A 23,871-nucleotide genomic window follows, 5' to 3' on the forward strand; every position below is an offset into this window, starting at 1 on the left:
AGCGTAATTTTCTTTCATGCGTGCTGGAGCGCACGAGGAGGAAAACATGTCACTTACCAGCCAATTCCAGACGCACGAAGTACAAAATCAGCCGGAAGAGCTGAAGGAATACAATGTCTGGGAGACAGACATTGCGCTCCGAGAGGCTGTCGAGCACAACGGCGGGGACTGGGCACATGAACACCTGAGCGAATACGGCTCGCTCGCCGGCGGCGAGCTTGTCCGGGCGGGTTACGAAGCGAATGAAAACCGCCCACGGCTGCGGTCGTTCGACAGATATGGCCGGCGCATCGACGAGGTGGAATTCCACCCCGCCTATCATCGGCTGATGGCGGAAGCGATGAGGCACGGCATGAACGGCTTTGCGTGGCGCAATGCCAACCGGACCGGCGCGCATGTGGCGCGCGCCGCGGTGATGTATATCGGCTCGCAGGCAGATGCCGGCATCGGCTGCCCGATGTCGATGACCCACGCGGCCATCCCGGCCCTCAGGCGCGCACCCGCGCTTGCCGAGAAATGGATCCCGAAGCTTATCTCCACGGAATACGACCCGCGCAGCCTCCCGATGGAACAGAAAACCGGCTGCACCATCGGCATGGGCATGACGGAAAAGCAGGGAGGCTCCGACGTCCGTTCCAACACGACAAGGGCAATCCGCCAGCCTGACGGCACCTACGAACTGATCGGGCACAAATGGTTCTTCTCCGCGCCCATGTGCGACGCCCATCTGGTGCTCGCGCAGGCGGAGGGTGGCCTGAGCTGCTTCCTCGTGCCGCGCTTTCGCCCGGACGGCAGCCGCAACGCGGTCGAGATCCAGCGTTTGAAGGACAAGCTCGGCGACTGGTCGAATGCCTCCTCGGAAGTTGAGTTTCAGGGCGCGTCAGGAGAACTCGTCGGCGAGGAAGGCCGCGGCATCGTGACGATCCTCGACATGGTGGCGCTCACCCGCCTCGACTGCATGATCGGTTCGGCCAGCCAGATGCGGCAGGCGACGGTGCAGGCCCTGCACCATACCCGACAGCGTAAGGCCTTCGGCGCCTATCTCGTCGATCAACCGCTGATGCGCAACGTGCTGGCCGACCTCGCGCTCGAAAGCGAGGCGGCGCTCGCTTTGACAATGCGTGTCGCCCGCGCGATAGATGCCGCCGGGCACGACCAGCGCGAGGCCGCCTTTGCCCGCATCGCCACGGCGATGGGCAAATACTGGATCTGCAAGCGCGCGCCCCCGCACATCAATGAAGCGCAGGAATGCCTTGGCGGTATCGGATATGTGGAAGAGACGATGATGCCCCGTCTCTACCGGCAGGCCCCGCTCAACTCGATCTGGGAAGGAAGCGGCAACGTCCAGTGCCTCGATGTGCTGAGAGCCTTGCGCAAGGAGCCCACTTCACGCGATGCGCTGTTCGACGAACTCGCCGCCGCCGGAGGTCTCGACCCGGCCTATGATGCGGAATTGAAGGCATTCACCAGCTCTCTCGGCGATGTGGAAACCCTCGAATATCGCAGCCGCTCCATCGTCGAGCGCGCCGCACTCCTGCTGCAGGCCTCCATTCTCTTGAAATCCGCCGACCCTGCCATTGCTGCATCCTTCTGCCGTTCCCGGCTCGGAAAAGAACACGGCCTCGCCTTTGGAACACTGGGGCCTGATGCACCGGTCGCTTTGCTCATAGAGAGGGCCACGGTCACGATCTGAGGCAAGCCGGTCGGCAGCCCCGCCTACCCAGTGGTCCCATACTCTTTTGCAAAATGGCTCTTAGGGAAGCCGATATCGGGACGCTATTTCGATGGTCCATGTTAGCCATTGTAATGGAAGAGTAAAAGACCATGAGCGCCCCCGACGTCAACACCGAAACAGCCGCCCCTCCGAGCGACAAGACGCGCCTTCGCCGATACAACTGGCTGGCCAAATACGACCGCGACACGATCAACGATATCATCGACGCAGGCATTGTCTGTCAGGTGGGCTACGTGATCGACGGCATGCCTTATGTCACGCCGACCAACCACTGGCGCATCGATGACCACATCTATTGGCACGGCTCATCGGCCAGCCGCATGCTGAAGGCGCAGCAGAAGGGTATCCCGGTCTGCTTCACCGTCACCCATCTCGACGGCATCGTCTTTTCCCGTGCAGCCTTCAACCACAATATCCAGTACCGTTCGGTCATGGCCTTCGGCGAAGCGGAGCTTTGTGAGGAAGACGTCAAGCGCAAGGCGCTCGAGACCTTCACCGACCGCCTCGCCCCCGGTCTCTGGGCCTATGCCCGACCGCCGGCGGAGCAGGAATGGAAGGCGACCAAGGTCATTCGCATGAAGCTGGACGAAGTCTCCGCCAAAGTGGCCGACGGTCTCCCCAGCGAAGATGACGAAGACTACGCAACCGACAATTGGGCAGGCTCCATCGCGCTCAGGACTGTACAGCTTGATCCCGTTGCCGATCCGAAGCTGCGCGAAGGCATCGAAATGCCGGCCTTCGTCAAGAACTTCCGCTACGTCGGAGTGAAGTAACCGCCGCCGCTTTCAAGGGTCTGCACAAATGCAGATCCTTGAGGTCTGGCCACACGATATCAGAACTCCACTTCACTGCCCGGACATCAGGCCCAACGGCTGGAACTTCTGCCGGGCTCAAGGTTTCATTTGCAGCCGCAACCCCTTTTCGGGTCGCGCGCCCACAGAGGATATTCCCATGGCGGGCTTTCATCAGGAAACGGTGCTTTCGGTCCACCACTGGACCGACCGTCTCTTCAGCTTCAAGACCACGCGCGACAGCGCCCTTCGCTTCTCCAACGGCCATTTCACCATGATCGGCCTCCAGGTGGAGGGCCGCCCGCTGATGCGCGCCTATTCAATTGCAAGCGCGAATTACGAGGAACATCTGGAATTCCTCAGCATCAAGGTCGAGGACGGGCCGCTGACCTCGCGTCTCCAGCACATCCAGCCCGGAGATTCCCTCATCATCGGCAAGAAGCCAACCGGCACGCTACTCATCGGTTACCTGCTGCCGGGAAAGCGGCTCTATCTTCTAGGCACCGGTACCGGCCTTGCGCCATTCCTGTCGATCGTCCGCGATCCGGAAACCTACGAGAAATTCGAACAGGTGGTGCTGGTGCATGGCGTGCGCGAGGTGAGCGAGCTTGCCTACCAAAGCTATCTCAGCGAGGAATTGCCGCGTGACGAGGCGATCGGCGAATTGATCTCGGCGCAGCTCCTCTACTACCCCACCGTGACCCGCGAGCCGTTCCAGAACCAGGGACGCATAACGACGCTGATCGAAGAAGGCCGGCTGTTCTCCGATCTCGGCCTTCCGCCACTGGACCCCGAACACGACCGGGTCATGCTGTGCGGTTCTCCGGCCATGCTGGCCGATCTGAAGACCATGCTGGAAGAGCGCGGCTTTCACGAAGGCAACACCTCGACCCCCGGACATTTCGTCATCGAACGGGCCTTTGCCGAGAAATAGCCGCAGCAATTTAGTCCCCCCGACTGGCCGCCTCCGATTGGAGGCGGCGTTTTTTTTGGGGTTGATCAGTAAGGCAGGGGGAACAGTGCCGTCAGCGCCAGAACGCGCTTTCTGATGGCGGTTTCGGCAACCTCGACGCCGACCCCCGTCTGCAGAACGGTCAGCGCCTCGAGGATCATTTCACCGATTGCGCGATATTCCATCGGACCAAAGCCGCGCGTCGTTCCCGCCGCACTGCCGACGCGAATACCGGATGTCACCATCGCCTTCGCCTCGTCACCCGGTATAGCATTCTTGTTGAGAGTGATGCCGCAGCGTTCCAGCATTGCTTCCGCGTCAGCCCCTGTCACGCCGAACGGCCGAAGATCGACAACGGCGAGATGCGTATCCGTGCCGCCGGAGACGATCGGCAATCCGCCCGCCTTGAGCGTATCGGCCAGTATCTGGCAATTGCCGATGACATCGATGGCGTATTGCCTGAAAGCGGGTTGCAGCGCCTCGCCGAAAGCGACGGCCTTGGCGGCGATCACATGCATCAGCGGTCCCCCCTGAAGGCCGGGAAAGATCGCCGAATTGATCTTCCTGGAGATCTCCGCATCGTTGGTCAGGATGATGCCGCCACGCGGCCCCCTCAACGTCTTGTGGGTGGTGGAGGTGACGACATGCGCATGCGGGAAAGGCGAGGAAACGGCCCGCCCTGCAACAAGCCCGGCGAAATGGGCCATGTCGACCATGAAGATCGCATCGACCTTGTCCGCAATCCGCCGGAAGGCCTCGAAATCCGGCATGCGGGAATAGGCCGAGCCGCCGGCAATGATGAGCCGTGGCCGATGTTCCAGAGCAAGCCGCTCGACCTCCTCCATGTCGATCAGATGCGTTGTGGGATCGACGCCATAACCGACCGCATTGAACCAGCGGCCGGAAATGTTCATGGACGCGCCATGCGTAAGGTGACCACCCGCCTTGAGATCCAGACCAAGGATACGGTCACCGGGCGAAAGCAGGGCAAGATAGACTGCCTGATTGGCCTGGCTGCCGGAATGCGGCTGGACATTGGCGAATTCGCACCCGAACAGCGCTTTCGCCCTTTCGATCGCGAGACGCTCGACGCCGTCGGCGTTGACGCAGCCCCCATAATAGCGGCGGCCGGGATAGCCCTCCGCATATTTGTTGGTGAGCACGCTGCCCTGAGCCGCCATGACGGCCGGGCTTGCGAAGTTTTCGGAAGCGATCAGCTCGATGGAATTGATCTGCCGCTCGCGCTCTGCTGCGATGAAGGACGCGATGTCGGGATCTAGGTCGGTCAACGGATACAATGGTGAGGAGGCAGGTTTCAGATTGGTTTTCATTTGGGGATCATCCTTGCTTGAGAGTCCGTGCCTTTAGGCCGGAACGGAAAGACGTAAGCCGTCCAGCGCAGGCGAGATGCGGATCTGACAGCTGAACCGCGAGGTCGGAATGGCGCCATCGGCAAGGTCGATCATGTCGATCTCGTCTTCGGCCGGCGGCTCCAGCAAGCCGCTGGTCGCCGGATCGATGTGCACGTGGCATGAGCCGCAGGACAGGGCGCCCTCGCACGATCCCTTGATACCGAGGCCTGCCGCGCGCAGCACCTTCATCAGCGGCTCGCCGTTTTCGGCTTCGAGCGCCGTCTCCCGGCCAGCCGGGTTCGTTACGAAAATCTTCGTCATGTCTGGTCTTCCTGTTCTCTGGGGAAATGGCCCGGAACGCACTCAGCCGTTCCGGGCGACAGACCGCTTCTGCGGTCTATGATATCCGCGTCAGCCCAGCATCGCCGGTCTTCTTCGGTAAAGAGGACGGCGGGCCTCGATGGCACGGGCGGCGCGCAGGATATCCGCCTCGCCGCCCATCCGTCCGATGATCTGCACACCCACCGGCAAACCGCCTTCGGTGAACCCGATCGGCACCGAAGCGGCCGGCTGGCCGGTCATGTTCCAGGGATAGGTGTAGGGACACCAGTCCCAGTCTTCGCTGGCATAGCCGACCGGCACATCACGCTCGACCGAATAGGGCGGCACGGGCATGACAGGACCAACAAGCAGGTCGTATCGCTGGAAAAAGGCCTTGGACGCCGCGGCAATCGTCATGCGCTGCTCCACCGCCTTCATGTATCCGGAGAGCGAGACATTCGCTCCCGAAGCGCCGACGCTCAGGATCAGCGGATCCAGCAGGTGGCGCTTGTCCGGTGCTGCCCCTTCGACACAGGAAAGGCAGGCCGTTTCCCAGAACACCTTGAAGGGCTCGAACGGATCGACCGGCCAGACCGGATCTTCTTCGGAAACAGACGCCCCCGCCTCCGCAAGCAGCGGAGCGGCTTCCGCCACAAGCCTGTCGGTCTCGGCATCCACCAGCGGGGCATGGCATCCGAGCCGGGCGGAAAAGGCGATCTGCATGCCGGCCAGCGACGGGTTCCCAAGATCATCGGGCGCGGAGAACGGCACCGGCCAGATGTAGGGATCACGCGGTTCGGGGCGGCTGATCACGTCCAGCATGATCGCCGCATCCTCCACGGTTCGCGCGAGAGGACCGACCACCGAATGCGGCATGTCGATATCCGGCGGAAAGGCCGGGACACGGCCGAAGCCTGGCTTTATGCCGAAGAGGTTGGTGTAGGCGGCGGGAATGCGGATCGAACCCGCTCCATCGCTGCCGAGCGCCACCGGCCCGAAACCGAGCGCCAGAGCCGCCGCAGCGCCACCCGAGGAGCCGCCCGGCGTTTTTGTAAGGTCATAGGGATTGGCGGTCGCGCCATGCACCTGACTGCGGGTCACGACCTTGCAGCCGGCCTCCGGCGTTGCCGTCTTGGCGAGAAACACCGCCCCCGCCTCGCGCAAACGCGCCACGCAGGGCGTATCCTCCTGCACCGGGTCCGTGCCGAAAAGGAGCGAGCCGCGCCGCTTCGGCATGCCGGCAACGGCGGAGAGATCCTTGATCGTCACCGGCACGCCATCCATGGCGGAAAGCGGCGTGCCCGCGCGCCAGCGCGCCAGTGACTGCTCCGCCATCGCAAGCGTGTAGGTCTCATCGAGATGGACGACCGAATTGACGACGGGATCGAGCGCACGAATGCGATCGATCAGGGCTTTGGCGACAGCGACGGGCGACAGCGTGCCCGCACGATAGCCGTTCGTCAGTTCGGTGATGGTCAGCCAGCATACGTCCTCGCCCGGCAAGGCGGACGAGGAAACGATCGGGGCATCAATAGGCTTCGAAGTATTCATTGATTTCCGCTGCCGGGATTTCATCGCGTAGACGCGCCGTTTCCTGCCGTTTCATGGCAAGGTAGACCTTCACGAATTCCTCGCCAAGCAGATCGCGCAGCGCCGTATCCGCTTCGAAGGCGTCGAGCGCATCATCGATCTCGGTCGGGAGCTTCGCATAGCTGGCATCGTCCTCCTTCGGACCGTTGCCGGAGGGCATGAGTTCCCGCTCCTGCATCAGCCCGAGCAGGCCGGAACCGATCACCGAAGCGGCGACGAGGTAGGGATTGGACATGGCCGCGGGAACGCGCACTTCCATGTGGGTCGACTTGTCCCGGCTGGCCTTGACGCGCACCGAAGCCGAACGGTCCTGGATGCCCCATGAAATATTCGAGGGTGCGTAGGTGCGCGGGCGAATGCGGCGATAGCAGTTCGGCGTCGGGCTCCAGATCGCCATCGCGCCGCGTGCGTGGTCGAGCACGCCCTGGATAAAGCTCTTGAAGATGGCCGACATGCCATCCGGATCGGCGATATCGAGGAAAGCGTTGTTGCCGGTCTCCTTGTCCAGAAGCGAGATGTGATAGTGCGAGCAGCTGCCCGAGAGACCCTTGTAAGGCTTGGTCATGAAGGTGGCGAGCAGGCCGTGTTTCGCCAGATATTCCTTCACCGTGCTCTTGAACACGAAGGCGGTATCGGCGGCCGCGACCCCGACTTCGGCTGAATAGTTGATCTCGACCTGACCCGGGCCGTGCTCGACATTGTAGGTGATGATATCGATGCCTTGCGCCTGCAGAACCTTGATGAGATCGTCGATCGCCGGATGCTGGTGCGTGCGTGCGGTCGCGAAAATCGGCTGCCCCCCGAAGATCGGCTGGCGGGTTTCCGCATCGACCACGTAGAACTCGTATTCGTGGCCCATCATCACCCTGAAGCCGAGGCTGTCTGCAACCGACAGCATCTTCTTCAGCAGCATGCGCGGCGAGGCGAGCTGCACCGTGCCGTCATACCACATGGTGTCACAGATCACGCGGCCGGTCTTTTCGAGCCACGGAACGGGAGACAGCGTATCCTGGTCGACGACCATCACGCAGTCCTGATAGTTCATTTCCTCGTTGTAGCCGGAATTGCGGACCGGGATCGAGTAGCTGTCGAGCGCGACGGTGCCGCCATAGAGATTGAGGCCGGAGCGCATGTAGCCGGCGACATGATTGATCGGGATGGTCTTGCCGCGGCTCATGCCGGCCATATCCGGCAGTTCGAAGCGCAGGAAATCGTAGCCTGCGGCCTTCACCTTTTCGACGAAGGCATCCGCTTCATCGCGCGTTGCCAACGCCAGCGGCGGCACATGGCGACCCTGCGTACCTTCATCAATCACTTTCAGCATGTGGGAACCCCTTTTTATCGTTAGAGCTTGCGCGTCAGGCGACCTTGCGGTCGGCGGTGGCGGCAAGAATTCGTGAGAAATTGTCATAGAGAGTGCGGGCGGCCTGCCCGAAATCGGCAAGCCTGGGCGCCACGGTTTCCTGAAGACGGGCGGCCTTTTCCGGCCCCAGAGCCACCTGCAGGCTCTCGGCATAGGCGGGAACACTCTCCCAGTCCGGCACCGTCGTCGGCGTGATTTCGACGTGATATTGCAGACCATAGGCATGGTCGCCCCAACGGATCGCCTGCGTGGCGCAAGCGGGGTTTTCCGCGAGGATCACAGCTCCTTCCGGCATCGTCGAAATTTCGGCGCCATGCCACTGGAAGGTCAGCATGCCCTCGCCCAACCCGGCCAGCAGCGGATCGGCCTTGCCTTCCGAGGTAAAGACCACATCGGCGAGCCCGACCTCGGGCATCTGCATCGGCGTTACCTTGCCGCCGAGCGCCTCAGCGAGCAACTGGTGCCCGAGGCAGACGCCCAGATAGGGGCGCTTCAGTTCCATGACCCAGCGCCGGATCGCGGCCTTCTCCGGGATGAACCACGGATGGATATCCTCCTGCCAGACATCCTGGGGACCGCCCATGACCACCAGCAGATCATAGTCTTCGAGCGGCGGAATTGCCTCGCCGGCATCGAGTTCGACGGCATCCCACTGATGGCCATCGTCCTTCCAGAAATCACGGAAAATGCCGGGATGCTCGACGTCGAGATGCTGAAATACCAGAATGCGCATGTATTCTCCTTGGTGTATTCTTATGGGGATGTGTTCTTATGGATGTCCGTCGCGTGCCTGCCGCTATCCTCAGACAAGCCGCATTCCCGTGCCGGTATCGAAAAGGTGGACGCGTTCCATCGCCACCGACAGGCCGACTTCGGCTCCGGGCACGACGGAAAGCAGCGAGGAGGCCAGCGCCACGAGCCTCAGCTCGATATCGCTGGTCTCCACCGTAACGGCGGCATTGGTACCGAGCGCCTCGATATCGGTGACCTTGCCAACAATCGACGCGTCACCGGTCGGGACCAGACGGATATCTTCCGGACGGATCCCCGCCTCGACCTGCACCGGATCGGTCGTCGCAAGGTGCTTCATCTTGCCCGGCAGCGGCCGGATTGCGCCGGCAAATCTCAGGCCATCCGTCGATATCTGCGCCGGCAGCAGGTTGATTTCCGGAGCGCCCACGAAGCGGGCCACCTCGCGATCCACAGGCGCATCATAAAGCGTCTGCGGATCGGCGATCTGCACGATGCGGCCCTGCCGAAGCATGATAACGGTATCGGCAATCGCCATCGCCTCCGTAAAGTCGGGCGTGGCCATGACGAAGCTGTACCCCAGCTCGCGCTGCATGCGGCGCAGTTCCGCACGTAGTTCTATGCGCAGCATCGCGTCGAGACTCGATAGCGGCTCGTCGAGCAGGAAGAGAGACGGCGAGCGGACGAGCGCGCGACCGAGAGCGACACGCTGGCGTTCGCCCCCACTCATCGTTTTCGGCTTGCGCCCGAGGATATGCGCGATCTTCAGCCGCGCGGCGACCTCCTTGACCGCCTCCTCGATCTCCGCCTTGCTCTGACCGCGAATGCGAAGGGGATTGGCGATGTTGTCGTAACCCGACTTGTCCGGATAGAGCGCCAGGTTGTCGAAGATCATCGCCAGATCTCTGTCCTTGGGTTCCAGCCCGGCACTGTCCCGGCCGCCAAGATGGATGCTGCCGTGATCTGGCACCTCAAGCCCGGCGAGCGACCGCAGAAGCGTGGTCTTTCCGGCACCGGCAGCACCGAGCACGACCGTCAGCGCGCCCTTCGGCACGGTGAAGCTGACATCATCAAGCGCCTTGTTACTGCGATAGGATTTCGCCAGCCGATCGACAACGAGAGCCGGAACCTGCTGGGCCTGGGCAAGGGCGTGGGCGGGAGAAAAAGCGTTCATGCTGCGTCTCCTGCGCGAAGCGGTAACCTGAGATCGGTCTCGCCGCTGAACAAGACAAAGGTTTGCGGATCGACCGCGACGTTGACGACAGCCCCCTCCAGCGGGCGTTCCTGCGCTGGCACGACCGCCTTGAGCGTCTGGCTGGCATGTTCCAGCGTCAGTACCGCCTCGGCACCGCGGGGTTCGACTGCGCGAACGGCGACCTCGAACGTATCCGGCCCCGGCCTCGCAAGCCGGACCGTTTCGGGACGAATGCCAAGAACGACAGGGCCGTTTCGCTCCTTCTCCGGCAGCACGGTTTCCGCAGGCAAAGAGACAGAGAAGTCGTCGCGCATGAACGAAATCTGCCCTGCATCACGCGAAAGCCATCCGCGGATCAGGTTCATCGGCGGCGAGCCCATGAAATTGGCAACGAAGAGATGGCCCGGTTCCTGACAGATGAGGGAGGCCTTCTCCACCTGCTTGATCTTGCCGGCGCTCATGACCGCGATACGGTCGGCGAGCGACAACGCCTCGATCTGGTCGTGCGTCACATAGATGATCGTCAGGCCCGCTTCTTTCTGCAGCCGTCTCAGCTCCTTGCGCATGGCAAGACGCGCAGCCGCTTCGAGGTTGGAAAGCGGCTCATCGAGCAGGAGAATATCCGGCTTGGTCACCAGCGTGCGGCCGATGGCGACACGCTGAAGTTCCGAGCCGCCAAGATCCCTTGCACGAGCGTCGAGCTTGCCGGTCATGCCGAGCAGTTCCGCCACTTCATCCACCGCGCGGGCAATCTCGGCCTTCGCCACTCCCCTCACCTTCAGCCCGAAAGCAAGGTTCTGACGGACGGACATGGAGGTGAAGACGGCATAGTCCTGAAACACGAGGCCGACATTGCGCTTGCCGGGCGGCAGCCCGATGACGGACTTGCCGTCGATCAGGATATCGCCGGAGGTCGGGTTCTCCAGTCCGACGACCATGTTGAGCGTCGTGGACTTGCCGCAACCCGATGAACCGAGCAGCGCGACGGTTTCACCGGCGGCAACCTCGAGGTCGATACCATCCACGGCAGCGACGGAGCCATCGGAGAACTCCTTGCGGAGATTGACGATCTGAAGCTTGGGCACGCTCATCGTTTCACCGCTCCAAAGGTCATGCCGCGGGCAAGATGGGACTGGATCATGAAGCCGCCGATGACGAGCGGCAGCATGGCGAGCACGGCAAGGGCCGCCTGAACGCCGTAGAGCGTGCCGGCCGTCGCGGTGACGTACTTCGCGAGCTGGACGGGAATGGTGGTGACATTGGTATAGGACAGCACCAGCGCGAACATGAATTCCGACCAGTTGAGAATGAAGATGAACATGGTGGTGGCGAACAGACCGCCTCTCACCAGCGGGATCGTGACCGTCAGGTGCGCCATCAGCCGGGAACGGCCGTCGAGCATGGCCGCCTCCTCGATCTCGCGCGGCAGGTCGTCGATGAAGCTCTTCAGCATCCAGGTCGAGAAAGGCAGTGTCACCGCGACATAGATGACAATCAGCCCGCTATAGGTGTCGATGACATTGGTGACCGAGAAGATGATGACGAACGGCACGGCGATCGCAGCAGGCGGAAACATGCGTCCCGACAGAATGACCAGCGGCGTCGCCTTTGTGATGGTCGAGTAGCGCGATAGTCCGATGGCCGAAAACAGGCCGATCAGGATCGAGAAGAAGGTCGCGATGACCGAGGCGAAGATGGAGCCGAGAACCGACGCGGTGGCAGGCTGGCTGACGCCGCCGACACCGTATTCGCGGATCGCATCCGGGTCGAACAGGGTGCGGAAGTTGACGAGCGTCGGCTGTTCCGGGATCCAGATGGCGGGAGCCGCGTTCCAGTCGGTCGGCGGCTTGATCGCGGTCATCACGATCCAGAATACCGGAAACAGCGTGATGACGAGCGCGAGGCCGAGAACGATCGCGAGCGGCAGGGTAAGCGGACGGGAAAGCATCAGCGCCGAGCCTCCAGAAGCTGGTCACGCACGGGAAGGAGCATGAGATTGATGATGACGAGCGTGCCGATCAGCACCAGGAAGGCGGCGGCAGCGCCATAGGCGAGCTGGAAGTCATTGAAGGCGAGCTTGTAGATGTAGAGGCTGATCGTCTCTGTCGCCGAACCCGGTCCGCCACGCGTCAGCATGAATACCTCGTCGAACAACTTGATGACCTCCATCGCCCGGATCACGAAAGCGACAATGATCACCGGCTTGAGCATCGGCAGAACCACCTGCCAGAATACCTGCCGGGGCGAGGCGCCGAGAATGACGGCGGCGCGCACGGGATTTTCCGGAACGGCGTTGAGGCCCGAGAGCAGGATCAGGAAGAAAAGCGGCGTCCAGTGCCAGACTTCGGTGATGATGACGGTCGCAATCGCGAACGGCGCGCTGCGAAACCATTCCGGCATGGCGCCCGGACCGGCGATCAGGGCGATGACCTGATTGATCGGGCCATTCGACTGGAACAGCATCCAGAAGGTATAGCCTACCACGACGGGCAGGATCATCATCGGCGTCAGAAAGGCGGAAAAAAGCACCGCCTTGCCGCGAAACTCTCGCAAGAAGAGAACCGCGAGCCCAAGGCCGAGCGTGAACTCCAGCATCAGACAGACTGCCGAAAGCAACACCGTGCGGATGACCGCCTCGATGAAGCGGCTGTCGTAGACCAGCAGCTCATAATAGTTCTCCAGCCCGACGAAATAAGCCTCCGCCAGCGAGCCGCGTGTGGGCGACCAGTCGGTGAAGCTCATGTAGAGCGCGACGAGCAATGGCATGACCAGAACGACCAGCGAGACGATCTGGCCGGGCACGGCGAAGAAACGGGCCGGCCCGAGATTGCCGACCGCCTTCGCCGGCGGTGCTGCTGCGACAGGCCTGGCCTCATTGCCCACCGTCGCCATATCCGCCCCGTCCGTATTCGGGGTTACGTGAAGATTCATCCCTGACCTCTTCTTGGTCCGACGATCCAGTCGCCGGAGCAGTCCAGAACCCCGCCATTCGGGGAGAGACCCGGCGGCAGCGAGATGCCGCCGGGATGGGCAAGCCGAGAGATCAGCCCCACTTGTCGGCGCCGCTGGCCTTCTTGATCGGCTCGGCGAGGTTCTTGGTGAGGGCAAGCCAGGATTTCTGGACCTTTTCCTTGCCGACGCGGCGGGTGATGCGTTCGAAGGAGCGCGAGGCGTCGTCGAGGGCCTGCTGCGGCTTTTTCTCGCCGGTCATGCAGGCATGGATCTCCTTGTCGAGGGCATCCTGGTATTCGAAGCCCCCCGGCAGGCAGAAGTCCGGAACCGTGTTAACCATGTTGTTGTACAGCGTATCGAGATAGGGTGCCGTGTAGGTGTCCAGCATCCGTTCCGAAGGCTGCTTCATGTGGTTGACGCGGTAGGGATCCGAATAGCCGCCGAGATAGGGAATGGCGTCCATCGAGATCGTCGGCGACGTCATCCACTGGGCATAGGCATAAGCCAGTTCCGGATTGGCCGAATATTTCGACACGGCATAACCGTACCCCCAGCAGAACATGCCGGCATAAAGCAGCGTGCCGTCCTTCAGCTTGTCGGCGGGCATGACGGTTGCGGCGATCTTGCCGGACGTCGCCGGTCCGGTGGACGGGGCTTTCGAATACTTGAAGCCCGAGGGCCAGCAGATATTCATGAAGCCCTCGCCGCGGCCGAAAGCGTTGTAGTTGGAGGACCAGGTGAAGCTGAAGGCGTCGGGATGCAGGAACTCGTTCATCTTCAGCATGTCTTCAAGCGCCGCCAGACCTTCTTCGGAATTGAAGGTCGGGTTCATCTCGTTGTCGAAGTAGAGACGTCCCTTCGAAATCAGGCGCTGCATGAACATCCACTTCACATAGTAGCGCGAGCGGTATTCGAGGCTTCCGTAAAAGTTGTTGGCCGGATCGTGCATGAACGAAGCGATGTCGTGGTACTCGCTCCAGGTCTTCGGCGTCGAGAGCGCGTAGCCGAACTTGTCGGAGAAGGCCTTCGCCTTGTCGGAATTCTCGATGTAGTCGCTGCGGCAGAGAAGCGTGATCTGGTCACCATCGTTCAGGAGGCCCGCCACACGGCCGTTGTAGAGCTGCGCATGGTGGCTGGCGGGGAAGACGACTCCGTAGTCCGGATTGAAGATTTCCGGATCGTGCTTTTCGACCCAGTCGGTGAGGTCGTAGATGACGCCACTGTCGATCCAGTCCGGATAGGACATGGCGGTCGGCATCATCACGTCATAGCTGCCGGTCTTGGCGACGGCTTCCTGCATGCCCTTGGTGTGGACCACTTCGTCCGGCTCTTCGATAAAGATAAGGTCGATGCCGAGTTCGCTTTTCCACTTGTCGACATAGGGCGTCATGTTGCCGATGGATCCCGTCGGAATGAGCAGCGTCAGGCTCTTCTTGGTCGCCTTTGCCGCGGCCTCCTTGGCGAGCGCCCAGGCACGCTCCTCGGCACCACCGATGGCGGCAAAGGCCTTGCGGGCGCCGAGCGGCGACAGCATGACCGTGTTCGCCACCATGGCAGACACACCAAGAGCACTCATCCGCTGCAGAAAGCCACGTCGGCTCATCTGAGCTGCGTCGAACCCATCAAGCGTGGATTCAATCCGTTCTTTGTTCTTTTGCATTTTTCCCTCTGGAGTATATTGCCAAGGTGAACTCAGCATAAGAATTTACCGGTACTATACACGCATAAACAAAGAAGTATATTATCGTGAATAGCTCGAATTCACGAATTACAACCAACAGATACTTTGTTGTGCGCTGCACCATTCTTTTGGTGTATTTGCATTTTCACGATATCTGCGCGACAATTGCGGTGTTAGTGCCATTTTGGAAAATTTGTCTGGTACCAATTCCCGGTACCGGTCCAGTCCTGTTCCTGCCGACCAAACCCCATGAGGGAGCGTAAATGCCCAAGACAGCAATCACCGGTTCCCTGGTGACGGTGGAATTCGACAAGTCGGCGGATATGCCCATCTATCGCCAGATCACCGAGTGGATGAAAACCGCAATCCTAAGCGGTCGACTGGCTGCGGGAACGAAACTCCCCTCGACGCGCATCCTGGCTGACGAGCTTGGCGTTTCCCGCAATACCGTCGTGCAGGTGTTTGAGATGCTGACGGAAGAAGGGCTGCTTTCGAGCCGGGTGGGGGCCGGCACCTTCGTCTCCGACATCATTCAGGACCAGACGATCATCGAGCCTGATACGCCGATCGAACCTGCGAGCCGCGCGGGAGGCTACCCGTTCCGCTCGCTTTCCCGGCGCGGCAAGAGCCTCGTCGTCTCGGCGACGGGAGAGTTTTCGGAACGACCGACGCCCTTCATGCCGGACCTGCCGGACCTGCGCGAATTTCCGATCCGCACGTGGATGCGCCTGCTGAACGAAACCTCCGGCCGCCTGACAGGACAGATCCTCGCGGAATCCTCGAACGCCGGCTACGAACCGCTGCGGCGTGCCATCGCCCAGCACCTGAACGCATCGAGGGGCATGCACTGCAACTACCAGCAGGTCATCGTCACCACCGGTTCGCAGCAGGGCCTGGATCTTATCTGTCGTATGTTGCTCGACGCCGGAGATCCCGTCTGGCTGGAGGAGCCGGGCTATGTCGGCGCCCGCTCGATCATTCGCGCCAATGGCGGTTTCGTCTGTCCGGTCCCCGTTGACGAAAGCGGGGCGAAATTCGACGAAGCCATGCAAACCCATCCCGTGCCCAGGCTGATCTTCACCTCGTCGTCCCGCCACTACCCCCTTGGCGGCCAGCTCGATCAGGAGCGGCGCGAGGAACTGGTGCGGATCGCGGCGCGCAACGGCACCTGGATCGTCGAGGACGACTACGACAACGAGTTCATCTACAACGGCAACAGCCTGCGCTCGATCTTCGCCATGGATGGCGAACAGCGCACGATCTACATGGGCACCTTCTCGAAGACCCTGCTGCCGTCCTTCAGGCTCGGCTATATCGTGGTCCCCCTCGATCTGAGCGAGCACTTCGCCAAGGCGCGCGCCGTCGTTGACCGGCACGCCTCGCTGATCGAGCAGATGGTCCTGTCGGAATTCATGTTGCGCGGGCTTTTCGTGTCGCATATCCGCCGGATGCGCAATCTCTATCAGGCGCGTCGCCAGCAACTGACGACTGGCCTTGAAGATATCTTCGGGAAGGACTGTTACATGTCGGCGCCCGACAGCGGCACGCATGTCATCCTGCCGCTGATCAAGGGAGCCGACGATCGGGCCGTTGCCAGCCGGGCTCTGGAAAAGGGCCTCGTTTTGAGACCGCTGTCTCCCTACTACATGACGGAAGAGCGCAGGAATGGCCTGCTTGTCGGTTTCTCCGCCTTCAACGAGGACGAAATCCGCCGAGGCCTTGGCAATCTCGACCTTCTGCGCGGTGAAATCGTCCCGAAACTTGGAATGTGAAACAGCCTTCACCCGCTGTCAGCAACCAAGAATTGCTGGCGCAGCACTTCCTGATCACGAAATATCATCTCCGTTCTCGCGGAATTGAAAGGGTTTTATGACAGAATCCGGTTGTCGTCTTTCGCTGGAAGCTCTAGGACCGCGATATGGTGACGGTTTCGAGCCGCGCCCAAAAGACTTCGGACATCGAAGTAGCGACGCGGAACGAAGGCAGACCATGCGTTATCTGATTACCGGGACGGCGGGCTTCATTGGCTTCCATCTGGCCCGACGGCTACTTGAGGCTGGCCACAGTGTCACCGGCTTCGACGGCATGACGCCCTATTACGATGTTTCGCTGAAGCGCAAGCGCCACGGCATCCTGGAAACCTACAGGAACTTCGATCCCGTCATCGGAGCGCTGGAGGACATGGCCGCTCTCGACCGCGCCGCGGCAGTGGAGCAGCCGGACGCCATCATCCATCTCGCCGCACAGGCGGGCGTACGTTACAGCCTCGAAAACCCGCAGGCCTACGTTACCTCCAACCTCACCGGCTCGTGGACCGTGCTGGAACTCGCCAAGCGGGTTCAGCCGAAGCATCTGCTGCTTGCGTCCAGCTCCTCAATCTACGGCGCGAACGAGAAGGTGCCGTTTGCCGAGACCGATCATGCCGACGAGCCCCTGACGCTCTATGCCGCCACCAAGAAGGCAATGGAGGCGATGGGCCATTCCTACGCCCACCTCTACAAGATCCCGACGACGGCCTTCCGTTTCTTCACGGTCTACGGCCCCTGGGGTCGGCCCGACATGGCGCTGTTCAAGTTCACCGATGCGATCCTCAACGGCCGCCCGCTGGAGATCTACGGCGAAGGCAAGATGAGCCGTGATTTCACCTATATCGACGATCTCGTGGAATCGATCGTCCGGCTGGTCGACGTCGTACCGGCCGAGGAGAACCGCGTGACGGTTCCCGGCGTTGAAGACACGCTATCCCGGCACGCACCGTACCGCATCGTCAACATCGGAGGCGGCCAGCCGATAGAGCTGATCCGTTTTGTCGAGACCGTGGAAGCCGCCGTCGGAGAACCCGCCCTCCGCCGCATGCTGCCGATGCAGAAGGGCGACGTGCCCCGTACATTTGCCCTTCCCGACCTCCTGCATGCCCTGACCGGCTACAAACCCGATACGCCCGTCGAAAAAGGCGTTCTGGAATTCGTCCATTGGTACAGGGAATGGAAACGAGAGAGCGCAGTTGCCGAACAACTCCCGGAGACAGTGTCCTAGGCCGCACAAACGAAGCCTGAACGCCTGTCTTGCGGGGGCTTTTGACAATACATAAGTACGGGATTAAAAATCCGATTTGTGCTCGATCAGGCCAGCCCCGCCCCTATGGAAAAAAGTCTTTCCCGATACATCTGGAAGCACACTTGGCATCAGCAAGTCATTATTCTTCTGATCGTCGCAGTGTCGATGATCCCCTATTTCATATCGCTGGATCTGCCTAAGCAGATCATCAACGGTCCTATCCAGGGCGAAGGTTTTTCGACACCGGATGCGATCCAGCCCTTCTTCGAGCTTGGCTTCGACATGCCGCTCGTGGGCTATGTGGAGCTCTACGCCGGCTATCCGCTCGACCGCCTGTCCATGCTGATGGCCCTCAGCGTCGAGTTTCTGGTACTCGTCGTCATCAACAACGCCTTCAAATACGTCATCAACACCTATAAGGGCCGCCTTGGCGAGCGCCTGCTGCGCCGGATCCGCTTCCAGCTCATCGACCGGCTTCTCCGTTTTCCGCCGATCTATTTCAAGAAGACGAAGAGCGCTGAAGTCGCCAGCATGATCAAGGACGAGGTGGAGCCGCTCGGCGGCTTCGCCGGCGACGCCTTCGTTCAGCCGGCTCTGCTGGGCGGCCAGGTGATTGCGGCTCTCGCCTTCATTCTGGCGCAGAATCTCTGGCTCGGCCTTATCGCCGCCTTCATGGCGCTTCTGCAGATCGGCATCATTCCGCGCATGCGACGGCGGCTGATCCGCCTCGGTCGCGAACGTCAGATCACCGCTCGCCGTCTCGCAGGCCGTGTTAGCGAGATGGTGGACGGCATGCCGACCATCCACGCCTACGATACCTCGAACTATGAGCGCGCCGACATGGCTCGCCGCCTCGGAGAGATCTTCGCGATCCGCTACGATCTCTACCAGTGGAAGTTCATGGTGAAGTTCATCAACAACTTCCTGGCCCAGATCACACCTTTCCTGTTCTACAGTATCGGCGGCTATCTGACGCTACGCGGCCATCTCGACGTCGGCCAGCTCGTTGCCGTCATCAACGCCTACAAGGAACTTCCTAGTCCGCTCAAGGACCTGATCGACTGGGATCAGGCAAGGCAGGACGTTCAGGTCAAGTTCGAGCAGGTCGTCGAGCAGTTCCAGTCGGATAGCATCCTCGAACCCGAGATCCAGCAGATCTACACCGGGGTTCCTTCGCCCCTGCCCGGCCCGATTGCCGCGATCAATCTGGCGATCGACGACGACAGCGGCGGCCGCATAGTCGACCATGTTTCGCTGCATGTCGATTCCGGCCAGACCATCGCCTTCCTTGATGCGAACGGCAGTGCAGGCAGCATGATAGCGGACGCGATCGGTCGCGCAGTATGGCCGACGACCGGCAAGGTCGCCGCAGGCGATATCGACCTTCGCGAACTGCCGGAATCCGTGACCGGTCGCCGGATCAGCTACGTGTCCGCAGAAAGCTACTTCTTCCATGGAAGCCTGAAGGACAACCTGCTTTACGGCCTGAAGCACGCGCCCCTGCGTCCGCGGGAACGTGAGGGCAAGGCGGCAACGCGCAGGCGCTGGGAAGTCAATGAAGCTCGGCTTGCCGGAAACGTCGATTTCGACATCGAAGGAGAGTGGATCAGCACCATGGCAGCAGCGGATAGCGCTGTGGACACGGATACGCTCAACACGTGGATGCTCGGCGTACTCGACACGGTTCTACTGACGGAGGATGTGCTCGACCTCGCCCTACGCAGTTCCATCGATCCGGACACCAACGCCGAAATCGCCCGTTTCGCGGTCTCCGCCCGGCAGACGCTTCGCGACGAACTCGTAAAGGCAGATATGCCGGAACTGGTGATCCCCTTCGATTTCGCAGCATACAACACGGAAGCGACAGTCGCGGAGAACCTGTTGTTCGGCTCCCTGATCGGTGGCGACGCCGCCGCCCAGCAGATCATCGCCAGCAATTATTTCCGCTCCATCGTCAGGGATGGCGGCCTCTCGTCTCTGCTGTTCGAAATGGGTCGTTCGGTTGCCGCAACAATCGTCGAACTGTTCGGGGACATGCAGCAGAACAATCCGCTGCTGCCGGAACTTCCTTTCATGGAAGGGCGCGAACTGCCCGATTACGCGCGCATTCTGAAAGAAATCGAAGGACGCGGCCCTGAGGACGCGAACGAGGAACAGCGCCGGGCGATCTTCCTGACAGCCTTCTCCTACGTAGAGAGCCGCTATCGCTTCGGCCTCATGACCGAAGAGATCATGCGCAAGATCGTTGAGGCACGCCAGCAGTTCCACGCCAATCTGCCGCCGGAACTTAGCGGCCTCATTGCGCGTTATGAGGCAGACGGATTCCAGTCGTCGGCGTCGCTGATCGAGAATATCCTGTTCGGAAAGATCAGCAGAGGCCATGCCGACGCGCAGAATCGCATCGCTTCCCTGATCCGCCAAGTTGCTGAAAAGGAAGGGATATACACCGGGATACTGGCAATCGGCCTCGACTATGACCTCGGCCCGGGAGGAAAGCGCCTGACGTTGTTGCAAAGACAGAAGCTCAACGTTGCAAGAGCGCTGATACGCCAGACGGAATACTGCATTCTCAACCAGCCTCTACCGGGCCTGAACCCGCGCCTGCAGGCACAGTTGGTGAATAATGTGATCTCGTTCTTGCGTGAAAAGTCTGAAAAGTGCACTATTGTATGGGTTCTATCAAATCCGCGGCTTTGCAAGCTTTTCGAACGGATAATGGTGTTCGATAAAGGCGGCTTGGTTGCCGACGGAACCTACGAGACTCTGGTGGAAGAAAACGGTATAGTGAAAGAGCTGGTGACAAGGTAGCTTTAGGAGAAATTCTCCCAGGCTCAGTTTGGAGGTATGCGATGGTCCTTATGGATGAGGTTCAATGCTTGCGCGCCCTGCCGTTCTTCGCGTCTGCGGATCCGGCCAAGCTGAAGCTTTTGGCTTTTACCTCCGACCGCATGAAGTTCGCGCCCGGCCAGGAACTGTTCCACGAGGGTGATACCGGGGATTCCGCTTTCGTTATCCTCAATGGTACTGCGGAAATCGCTGTCGATACTCCGAGCGGTGAGGTGAAGGTCGCCGAAGCCGGAAAGAATTCCATCGTCGGCGAGATCGCCATTCTCTGTGATGGCTACCGTACTGCAACTGTCAGGGCGATAACCCCGATGGATACCTTGCGTATTGACAAGGAGACCTTCCGAAAAATGATGGCGGATTGCCCGTCGATGATGTTCGGCGTCATGCGCGTGCTTGCCACCCGCCTTCAGACGACGACGTCCGAACTGGCAGCCCAGAAAAGCCATGAAGAAGAATATGCCTGACCGATCGGGACAAGCCCGGCGGCCACACAGGCGCGCTTGAGGCTTTGTCCGGTGGATAGCAGAACGCAGGATTTCCCAAGCCAACCGGCCACCGTAACCGACAGGATGAAGGTGACCGTATGGGGAACGCGGGGCTCTATACCGGTATCGGGCGCTCACTTCTCCCGCTACGGCGGTAATACGACCTGTGTCGAACTACGCTGTGGTAATGAGGTCCTGATTTTCGACTGCGGGACAGGTATCATCCCGGCCGGAGCACGTCTCAAGACCGAGCGGGTTACAGACCTCAATCTGTTTCTTACCCACAGCCACTACGATCATATCATGGGCTTTCCGTTCTTCGGCCCATTCCACTGTTCCGGCGTACGGGCCGCCGTCTGGTCAGGTCATCTCGAAGGAAAGATGACCACGCGACAGATCGTGGAAGGCCTGTTGCGTCCTCCCTATTTTCCGGTCGGTCTGGAGATCATGAAGGCATCCCTGACATTCAGGGATTTCCTGCCCGGCGATATTCTCACACCTGCACCCGGCATCGTGATGCGAACCGCCAGGCTTACCCATCCCGGCGGGGCCGTCGGCTACCGTATCGAATGGCAGGGCAAGGTATTCGCGTTGATTACCGACACCGAGCATATCCCCGGGATGCTGGACCCGAACGTTCTGTCGCTCATCGACCATGCCGACCTCTTCCTTTACGACAGCACCTTCGGCGATGAGGACATGGAGCATGTGCGGGGCATCGGACATTCTTCCTGGCAGCAGGCCATAAGGCTGGCCAAGGCCGCAAACGCTGCAAGCGTTGGCTTCATCCATCATGCGTTTACCCACACGGATGCCGATATCGACGATATCTCAGCGCAAGCGCGACAAATGTTACCGTCGGCACACGTCTTCAACGACGGCCAGAGCATGGAAATTTAACCCGGATGGGTGAGAATACCGAAGCCTCTTTTTAGCCGCTTTCATCCCCCAGACGCACTGCGCCGCGCTCCATTTCCACAAGGTCGCTTTTCATGCTGCAGCCTGCTCGTCCGTTTCTGCCAGACAAGGCTGCACATCAACTCGGTATCGCATCCGGGATCATTCTCTTCGCATTCATATCGACCCATCTTCTCAACCACAGCCTGACACTTATATCGGTCAATTTCGCCGACGACGCTCTGAAAATCTTCAAGATCATATGGCGAAATCCGCTCGGGACGCTCCTGCTCTACGGCTCGTTCCTCGTCCATTTCCTGCTGGCGCTCCGCACGCTTTACCTGCGCCGTCACATGCGCCTGCCGCCACGCATGATGATTCAGGTTCTTTTCGGCCTCTCCATTCCGGTCCTGATCGCGCAGCATGTGGTTTCTGCGCGCGTCCCCGCCCTCTATGGCGAGTTTGACAGCACCTATTGGATCGTCATCCGCGGCATGTGGACCGGTAACGGGCTGTTTGGCTTGAAGATGGTTCTGGCCGTCATCGTCGTCTGGGTGCATGGCTGCATCGGCCTTTACGCCGCCATGCGTTTCAGGGACTGGTTTCCGCGCTGGGCGCCATGGCTGTTTGCGCTGGCGATCCTGCTGCCCACGCTCGCGCTGGTCGGCGTGCTGGTCAATGGTCGCCAGATGGAAGCGGTCGCGGAGGCCAAAGGACAGGTCCTCACGGCAGCCGACGGCAACGTGGCCCGCCATCAGGCGAGCCGGCCCCAACTGGATCTGGCCACCATCGAGCGCCGCATCTACCTCTTCTTCGGCCTGGGCCTGGGCCTCGTCGTCGTGCTGCGCGCCGCGCGATCCATGCGGCGCAATGCACCGGAGATTCGCATTACCTATGCCCACGGCCCCCAGATCCGAGTCCCGCAGGGAACCTCGATCCTTGAGGCGAGCCGACTCGGTCGCGTCGATCACTATTCCGTGTGCGGCGGCAAGGGGCGCTGCTCCACCTGTCGGGTGCGCATCGTCGACAGCGATGGTCCGCTAGCTCCCCCGAGCGCGATGGAGCAGGCCACGCTGTTGCGTATCAGGGCCGCACCGGACACGAGACTGAGTTGCCAGACCCGGCCGGACTATGACGTCACCGTTGCCTTGTTGCTGGAGCCGCCGGTGGGCGGCGATCTCTATTCCGGCAGACAGATCAAACAAGCGGGCCGCGAAAAGGAAATCGTCGTCCTCTTTTGCGATATCCGCAATTTCACGACGATTTCCGAAAGCCGGCTGCCCTACGACATCGTCTTCCTGCTCAACCGCTATTTCTCCGTCGTCGGACGGGCTGTCGAGGAAGCCAAGGGGCAGGTCGACAAGTTTATCGGCGATGGGGTAATGGCCCTTTTCGGCATCGATGCGACGGAGCCCAGCGAGGCCTGTCGGCAGGCGTTGAAGGCGGCTGCAACGATCGTCGCGGAAACCGAGAAACTCAATCAGGAAATGATGCAGGAGTTCGGCGTCGATCTCAGGATTGCCATCGGCATTCACTTCGGTCCCGCGATCGTCGGCATGATCGGCTATGGCAAGGTAGCCGGCCTGACCGCGATCGGCGACACCGTCAATGTTGGCAGCCGCCTGGAAGCCGTCGCCAAACAGTTCAACGTTGCGGTCGCGGCTTCCGAGCCGATCATGCTGCTCGCCCACGTGCCCTATGACGGGCTCTCCAGTCGCTCCGTCTCACTTAAAGGGCGAAAAACCAACATGCGGGTCTATCTGCTTTCCGCCGAGGATGCGAAGCGCTACGCCTGAGGCCGGGGCAACTCGCGACGAATTGACCCGCAAGGCTTTCGCCCACACTAGCCTCCGCTGATTGAGGAATGTAAAAGGGTTTCCTGAAGAACCGTCGTTCGTCGGGC

General features: G+C 60.8%; 19 protein-coding genes. 9 read left to right on the plus strand and 10 right to left on the minus strand.

Features of this window, described 5'->3' with window-relative positions; all coding sequences use genetic code 11:
* Positions 1-46: 46 nt before the first annotated feature.
* The 3 genes from NBH21_RS19560 to NBH21_RS19570 all read left to right on the plus strand — a co-directional run bounded on the left by NBH21_RS19560 (position 47) and on the right by NBH21_RS19570 (position 3,460).
* Positions 47-1,693: an isovaleryl-CoA dehydrogenase gene (locus NBH21_RS19560; RefSeq protein ID WP_250914416.1), complete on the plus strand. Its 1,647-nt coding sequence runs from the start codon at positions 47-49 to the stop codon at positions 1,691-1,693.
* A 131-nt stretch (positions 1,694-1,824) separates the two neighbouring features.
* Positions 1,825-2,508, plus strand: a complete 684-nt coding sequence (locus tag NBH21_RS19565) for a pyridoxamine 5'-phosphate oxidase family protein (protein WP_250914415.1) — start codon at positions 1,825-1,827, stop codon at positions 2,506-2,508.
* A 178-nt stretch (positions 2,509-2,686) separates the two neighbouring features.
* On the plus strand, positions 2,687-3,460 hold the full coding sequence (locus tag NBH21_RS19570; RefSeq protein ID WP_250914414.1) for a ferredoxin--NADP reductase: 774 nt from the start codon (positions 2,687-2,689) through the stop codon (positions 3,458-3,460).
* A 65-nt stretch (positions 3,461-3,525) separates the two neighbouring features.
* On the opposite strand, the gene glyA is transcribed toward NBH21_RS19570, so the two are convergent.
* The 10 genes from glyA to NBH21_RS19620 form a co-directional block, all read right to left on the minus strand.
* On the minus strand, positions 3,526-4,809 hold the full coding sequence (gene glyA / locus NBH21_RS19575; RefSeq protein ID WP_250914413.1) for a serine hydroxymethyltransferase: 1,284 nt from the start codon (positions 4,807-4,809) through the stop codon (positions 3,526-3,528).
* Positions 4,810-4,842: 33 nt separating this feature from the next.
* The gene (locus NBH21_RS19580) at positions 4,843-5,151 is read right to left on the minus strand and encodes a 2Fe-2S iron-sulfur cluster-binding protein (protein ID WP_250914412.1); all 309 of its coding nucleotides are present in this window, start codon (positions 5,149-5,151) and stop codon (positions 4,843-4,845) included.
* A 90-nt stretch (positions 5,152-5,241) separates the two neighbouring features.
* Positions 5,242-6,702 (minus strand): amidase family protein, encoded by a 1,461-nt coding sequence (locus NBH21_RS19585; RefSeq protein ID WP_250914411.1) that lies wholly within the window; start codon positions 6,700-6,702, stop codon positions 5,242-5,244.
* Positions 6,680-8,065, minus strand: a complete 1,386-nt coding sequence (locus NBH21_RS19590) for a glutamine synthetase family protein (RefSeq protein ID WP_250914410.1) — start codon at positions 8,063-8,065, stop codon at positions 6,680-6,682. Before NBH21_RS19590 ends, NBH21_RS19585 begins: the two co-directional genes overlap by 23 nt.
* Positions 8,066-8,099: 34 nt before the next feature.
* Positions 8,100-8,837, minus strand: a complete 738-nt coding sequence (locus NBH21_RS19595) for a type 1 glutamine amidotransferase (protein WP_250914409.1) — start codon at positions 8,835-8,837, stop codon at positions 8,100-8,102.
* Positions 8,838-8,906: 69 nt separating this feature from the next.
* Positions 8,907-10,028, minus strand: a complete 1,122-nt coding sequence (locus NBH21_RS19600; RefSeq protein WP_250914408.1) for an ABC transporter ATP-binding protein — start codon at positions 10,026-10,028, stop codon at positions 8,907-8,909.
* Complete coding sequence (locus tag NBH21_RS19605; RefSeq protein ID WP_250914407.1) at positions 10,025-11,140, minus strand: ABC transporter ATP-binding protein; 1,116 nt, start codon at positions 11,138-11,140, stop codon at positions 10,025-10,027. Before NBH21_RS19605 ends, NBH21_RS19600 begins: the two co-directional genes overlap by 4 nt.
* Positions 11,137-11,997 carry a carbohydrate ABC transporter permease gene (locus NBH21_RS19610; RefSeq protein WP_250914406.1) on the minus strand — a complete coding sequence of 287 codons (861 nt, stop codon included), beginning with the start codon at positions 11,995-11,997 and terminating at the stop codon, positions 11,137-11,139. Before NBH21_RS19610 ends, NBH21_RS19605 begins: the two co-directional genes overlap by 4 nt.
* The gene (locus NBH21_RS19615) at positions 11,997-12,980 is read right to left on the minus strand and encodes a carbohydrate ABC transporter permease (RefSeq protein ID WP_250914405.1); all 984 of its coding nucleotides are present in this window, start codon (positions 12,978-12,980) and stop codon (positions 11,997-11,999) included. The genes NBH21_RS19610 and NBH21_RS19615 overlap by 1 nt, the downstream gene beginning before the upstream one ends.
* A gap of 112 nt (positions 12,981-13,092) precedes the next feature.
* Entirely contained in the window at positions 13,093-14,661 is a 1,569-nt protein-coding gene (locus NBH21_RS19620; RefSeq protein WP_250914404.1) for an extracellular solute-binding protein, read from the minus strand.
* Between the two features lie 284 nt (positions 14,662-14,945).
* Here NBH21_RS19620 and pdxR point away from each other — a divergent pair, with 284 nt between their 5' ends.
* From pdxR to NBH21_RS19650, 6 genes are all read left to right on the plus strand, one after another.
* Positions 14,946-16,454 carry a MocR-like pyridoxine biosynthesis transcription factor PdxR gene (pdxR, locus tag NBH21_RS19625; protein WP_250914403.1) on the plus strand — a complete coding sequence of 503 codons (1,509 nt, stop codon included), beginning with the start codon at positions 14,946-14,948 and terminating at the stop codon, positions 16,452-16,454.
* Positions 16,455-16,671: 217 nt separating this feature from the next.
* On the plus strand, positions 16,672-17,718 hold the full coding sequence (locus NBH21_RS19630; protein ID WP_250914402.1) for an NAD-dependent epimerase: 1,047 nt from the start codon (positions 16,672-16,674) through the stop codon (positions 17,716-17,718).
* 105 nt (positions 17,719-17,823) lie between these two features.
* The gene (locus tag NBH21_RS19635) at positions 17,824-20,547 is read left to right on the plus strand and encodes an ABC transporter transmembrane domain-containing protein (RefSeq protein ID WP_250914401.1); all 2,724 of its coding nucleotides are present in this window, start codon (positions 17,824-17,826) and stop codon (positions 20,545-20,547) included.
* Between the two features lie 41 nt (positions 20,548-20,588).
* The gene (locus NBH21_RS19640; RefSeq protein WP_250914400.1) at positions 20,589-21,050 is read left to right on the plus strand and encodes a cyclic nucleotide-binding domain-containing protein; all 462 of its coding nucleotides are present in this window, start codon (positions 20,589-20,591) and stop codon (positions 21,048-21,050) included.
* A gap of 51 nt (positions 21,051-21,101) precedes the next feature.
* Positions 21,102-21,971, plus strand: coding sequence for an MBL fold metallo-hydrolase (locus tag NBH21_RS19645; RefSeq protein WP_342452021.1), 870 nt, complete (start codon positions 21,102-21,104; stop codon positions 21,969-21,971).
* Between the two features lie 92 nt (positions 21,972-22,063).
* A complete protein-coding gene (locus NBH21_RS19650; protein ID WP_250914399.1) occupies positions 22,064-23,764 on the plus strand; it encodes an adenylate/guanylate cyclase domain-containing protein in 1,701 nt (566 codons plus the stop codon).
* The last annotated feature ends 107 nt before the right edge of the window (positions 23,765-23,871 follow it).

Source organism: Ciceribacter sichuanensis (assembly GCF_024055605.1).
Lineage (GTDB): Bacteria > Pseudomonadota > Alphaproteobacteria > Rhizobiales > Rhizobiaceae > Allorhizobium > Allorhizobium sichuanense.